The organism is Aeromonas sp. QDB25 (assembly GCF_027707725.1).
GTDB classification, from domain to species: Bacteria; Pseudomonadota; Gammaproteobacteria; order Enterobacterales; family Aeromonadaceae; genus Aeromonas; species Aeromonas caviae.
In genome coordinates this window covers 1-3,557 of the sequence record NZ_JAPCIZ010000153.1, presented here as the reverse complement: position 1 = coordinate 3,557, position 3,557 = coordinate 1, and the positions used below count along the sequence as shown (strand labels likewise).

At 53.6% G+C, this 3,557-nt stretch carries 6 protein-coding genes and 1 pseudogene; 5 read left to right on the top strand and 2 right to left on the bottom strand.

From position 1 onward, the window contains the following. The 3 genes and pseudogenes from PG883_RS22885 to PG883_RS22875 form a co-directional block, all read left to right on the top strand. Nucleotides 1–206 (top strand): annotated as a pseudogene (locus tag PG883_RS22885) (hypothetical protein); the annotation flags it as partial. Further along, complete coding sequence (locus PG883_RS22880; protein WP_130627552.1) at nt 199–630, top strand: Mor transcription activator family protein; 432 nt, start codon at nt 199–201, stop codon at nt 628–630. The pseudogene PG883_RS22885 and the gene PG883_RS22880, both read left to right, overlap by 8 nt. A 136-nt stretch (nt 631–766) precedes the next feature. Beyond that, entirely contained in the window at nt 767–1,417 is a 651-nt protein-coding gene (locus PG883_RS22875) for a Qnr family pentapeptide repeat protein (protein ID WP_130627553.1), read from the top strand. A 212-nt stretch (nt 1,418–1,629) separates the two neighbouring features. On the opposite strand, the gene PG883_RS22870 is transcribed toward PG883_RS22875, so the two are convergent. Then, nucleotides 1,630–2,355, bottom strand: coding sequence for a hypothetical protein (locus PG883_RS22870; protein WP_114522821.1), 726 nt, complete (start codon nt 2,353–2,355; stop codon nt 1,630–1,632). Next, nucleotides 2,340–2,660, bottom strand: a complete 321-nt coding sequence (locus PG883_RS22865) for a hypothetical protein (RefSeq protein WP_270808355.1) — start codon at nt 2,658–2,660, stop codon at nt 2,340–2,342. The genes PG883_RS22870 and PG883_RS22865 overlap by 16 nt, the downstream gene beginning before the upstream one ends. Nucleotides 2,661–2,823: 163 nt before the next feature. On the opposite strand from PG883_RS22865, the gene PG883_RS22860 reads away from it, so the two are divergent. Further along, nucleotides 2,824–3,066, top strand: a complete 243-nt coding sequence (locus PG883_RS22860; RefSeq protein ID WP_114522819.1) for a hypothetical protein — start codon at nt 2,824–2,826, stop codon at nt 3,064–3,066. A gap of 159 nt (nt 3,067–3,225) precedes the next feature. After that, the coding region (locus tag PG883_RS22855; protein WP_270808353.1) for a hypothetical protein at nt 3,226–3,557 on the top strand (332 nt) is incomplete at its 3' end.

Below are 3,557 nucleotides of genomic sequence, written 5' to 3'. Positions count from 1 at the left end.
TGATGCACGGCGACAGCAGGGTGATGGTGGTGGTGTGTTTGGAGACAGCCAGTTTACCAGCACCCTGTCTGTCAACTTCCACTTCCCCAAGATCCCGCGAAGAACCTAAAACTATCCCCATCAATGAAAAGACCGGTCGGGTGGTGGGCTATCAGGCTGTTGTGGCAGCCTTTGAGCAGATGCAGGCGGAGGTGCAACATGGATAGCAGCCAAGAGAATCTGGACCTGTTCGCCGAGGACCATGAATCCTTGGGGCAGTTGGTGGACCGGTTGGATCAGATCCCGGCGGCCGAGCTGACTGCCAAATGGCCCAAGGCACTGGCCGAGCTGGTCGATGTGCTTGCCTGTGAACTTGGGCGCGGCGGGATGGCGGCGGATAAGGCCTTGGCCCAGGCCCGCAAGCTGGCATTGGTGCAAGCTCACTATATGGGGGGGCGTGCCTACTACATCCCAACCGGCGATCATCTCAAGGCCGCGCTGCGGGACAGAGCGATCTGGGATGAGTTCAATGGCCGTAATATCGACCAATTGGCCCGCAAGCATGGCCTATCGGTGCCTCAGACCTATGCGGTGGTGGCAGAGCAACGGCAACTGACTAAGAAACGTGTACAGAAGGATTTTTTTGAATGAAAGTTCAATGAATGTATCTTGTCGGTGTGACGGACATACAAATTCGTGATTCAAGGCAAACAGCTTGAGTTCAGGAAGTTTAGTTTAGGTTAATACAATTTATTCACATGACGGTCTTCGTCAGAGGAGTATCAGAATGATCAATGGCTTGCGTTTCGAGGGGCGGCGCTTCGAGCAGCAAGAGGTAGAAGGCGAGCAGTTTAGTGGCTGCAGCTTCGTTGGTTGCGATTTTTCCCGGTTGAATTTGAGTGAGTGTCGCTTCGTTGACTGTAGTTTTTATGATCGGGAACAGGAGCTCAGTTGTCAGCTGCAAGCATGTAATCTGCGTGAGGCGAGCTTCCTACGCTGTGATCTGACCCTAGCGAACTTGAGTCACAGCCAGTGCTTGGGGTTGGAAATGCGTGACTGTCAGGCAATGGGGATTAATTTCTCCCGTGCCAGCTTCGTCAACCAGATTACCCTTAGAAGTTACTTCTGCGACGCTTATTTGACCGGTAACAACTTTAATTACGCCAACTTCGAAGGTTGCTTGCTGGAAAAATGCGAGCTCAGTGGCAACCGGTGGAATGGAGCGAATTTGCAGAGAGCATCTTTGGCTGGATCTGATCTGAGTGATTCAGAGTTTGGACAAATAGAATGGACCAGCTTTAATCTGCAGGGGTGCGATCTGCGAAATAGTGATCTGTCTGGGTTGAATCCGCGACGAGTTAATCTAAACGGGGTAAAAATAAGTGAATATCAGCAGCCAGAGTTGCTGGAACAGCTAGGTATTATCGTCTTCCCCTGATCCCTCTGTCATTTCAGAGTTACCTTTCTAACCCACCATAAACCCGCCCCATTAAGGCCCCTCGGTACGCTGCGATAACGCAGTTTATCGAGGGGCCATAAAAAAGGGCCTCCACCATGGGGGCCCTATGTCATCTGCGTTGTGCTGGCCAGCTGGCCACCGCGTTACCAGGGTGAATCTTTCCCCCGGAGAGCATCATTGTCTTTGGCGGACTACAGCTGGGTGATCTGCCTCGCTGCGAGCACCGCATTGATCAGCGCCTGCTTGGCCATCATGAGGTCGATGCTGGGGTCTTTGAAGGGATTACCCTCTTCCTCATTGGTCAGCGTATCCGACGCTGCGACGGTTAAGTTGTCGTCCACTTGCTGGTCAGGTAGCCGCACCAGATAACGTGACAGCTCAATGATGGTCGGGTAGATCCCGGTGGTGTTCAGAAACTCATCCTTCAGGACCGCCACCTCGCGTCGCGCCGGTTCATAGCGCAGTGCGGACAGATAGAACCCCAGTGCCTGACACATAGCTTGCTGGCCGAACTCACCCTGCAGAATGCACTCTTTGATGCTGGCGAAGGCGGACGGATGGCTGAATACCTCAGTGAGTGGCTGATCCTGGGGCAAGTCAGGCAGTAACTCCGGTAGCAGTCCCACGTCTTTGAGGTCGCTGATTGACCCGTCCATCTTGCCGGACGTCACCAGCACACTGATAGCCTGGGTCATGCTCTGGATGCGCTTGTTGGGCTGTACCCCAAGGTTTGTCAGCAGGTAGTCACCTCGGGCTTGCATCACGGTTACGTTGTCATCCGTTGGTGATGACATGGCATAGATTTCCGCCACCATCATCGGCGCATAGAGCTTCCACGCATCACTCATAGAGTTACTGGCCTGCGTGCTGGCGCAGACCAATAGCCCCGCAGTTATCGCCGCTAGTCGGATACGCATAGATACTTCCTTTCGCTATCGAGGTCGAAATACTGGGAATAGCGGACGTCAGCCTGTGGCTGCACCGTCGTCACCGCTGTCTCAGTCACCGACTCAATGGATAGGGTTGTGCCCTGGTCGTGTTCTCCCAGCGCCGTGTGACCCGTTACCGTGTCTGCCCTGGACAACCACTCCAGCTTCAACCGTTCTGCCACATCTGGCAGCGACTCCTCAGACGTCACCGGATCGCACAGATGTTCGCTATTGAGATCGACCGGCGGAAGCGCCGCCAATGTCGAGACGAGCAGTAGTGTCGCTATCTCCATGTCTTCCCCCCTTTGGTCAATGGCAAGGGTCCATCCTCAACACGCATCGTTGTAACTTGCGACAGAGATCCTTGTCTAGCCTATTTTGCCCGCTCATCTTATATTGATATAAGACTGATGCTTAACGATAATCTTATGCGTTTCTGTAAAAAAGGGGTTTGATATGAAAAGTGCTCCCTCCAAGAAAACTGTCTCTAATCCTTCCAGTGGTGCTCCGGAGGCGTTTTTCCTCCTCTCGCTGTTTGGTCTGCTGGCGGTCGGCTTCGGTTTTCTGTTGTCCAACCAACAATTCAACATGATGACCGCGTCGCTCATCGTGTTCGCCGGAACCCTGCTGCTCTACCGCAAGAACCGGGTTCAGCTAACCTGGAAGGCTGCCATCGCTGCCTTGGCACAGAAGGCGTGAGCACGAATTTCCGTCACGGACAGAGGGGGCTCATAGCCCCCTTTTGGTTTGCGGCGGTGGGTAAACGGTCTTATCCACGAATGTGTTACCACGGCGTTAGATATAGATAACGATGACGCCCACCATTAGTTATCGGTATTTGTGAAAGGAGTTGTAATTATGCACAGCAATGAGGGACAGCCCACTCCCCAGCAGCACCAGAAGTGGCCTGTTCTGAACCCCATCGAGGTGAGAACCCGGACCGTCACTGCGTCACCCTTGCTTTTCTCGATGGTGATTGTCAGTGCGATCGTTTGGCTTATCCTGATCTGGATGATCTCACTGGACTATATCCTGACGAAGGCGGCTCCCAGTGCCACCGTCGAGATGTGCTTCTTCGTGCTCACCGTGCTGATCACCTTTGCGGTGATGATTAACCGCTACGTTTTCTTCTCGCCGGATAACCAGGTGGTGGTGGAAGATCGGCTCTTTGGCCAGGTCATGTACCGCCG

Bases quoted from the DNA above. Each gene is read 5' to 3' on its own strand.
- PG883_RS22865 (WP_270808355.1), bottom strand. From the start codon at position 2,660: ATGGAGATAGCGACACTACTGCTCGTCTCGACATTGGCGGCGCTTCCG.
- PG883_RS22880 (WP_130627552.1), top strand. From the start codon at position 199: ATGGATAGCAGCCAAGAGAATCTGGACCTGTTCGCCGAGGACCATGAA.
- PG883_RS22870 (WP_114522821.1), bottom strand. From the start codon at position 2,355: ATGCGTATCCGACTAGCGGCGATAACTGCGGGGCTATTGGTCTGCGCC.
- PG883_RS22860 (WP_114522819.1), top strand. From the start codon at position 2,824: ATGAAAAGTGCTCCCTCCAAGAAAACTGTCTCTAATCCTTCCAGTGGT.
- PG883_RS22875 (WP_130627553.1), top strand. From the start codon at position 767: ATGATCAATGGCTTGCGTTTCGAGGGGCGGCGCTTCGAGCAGCAAGAG.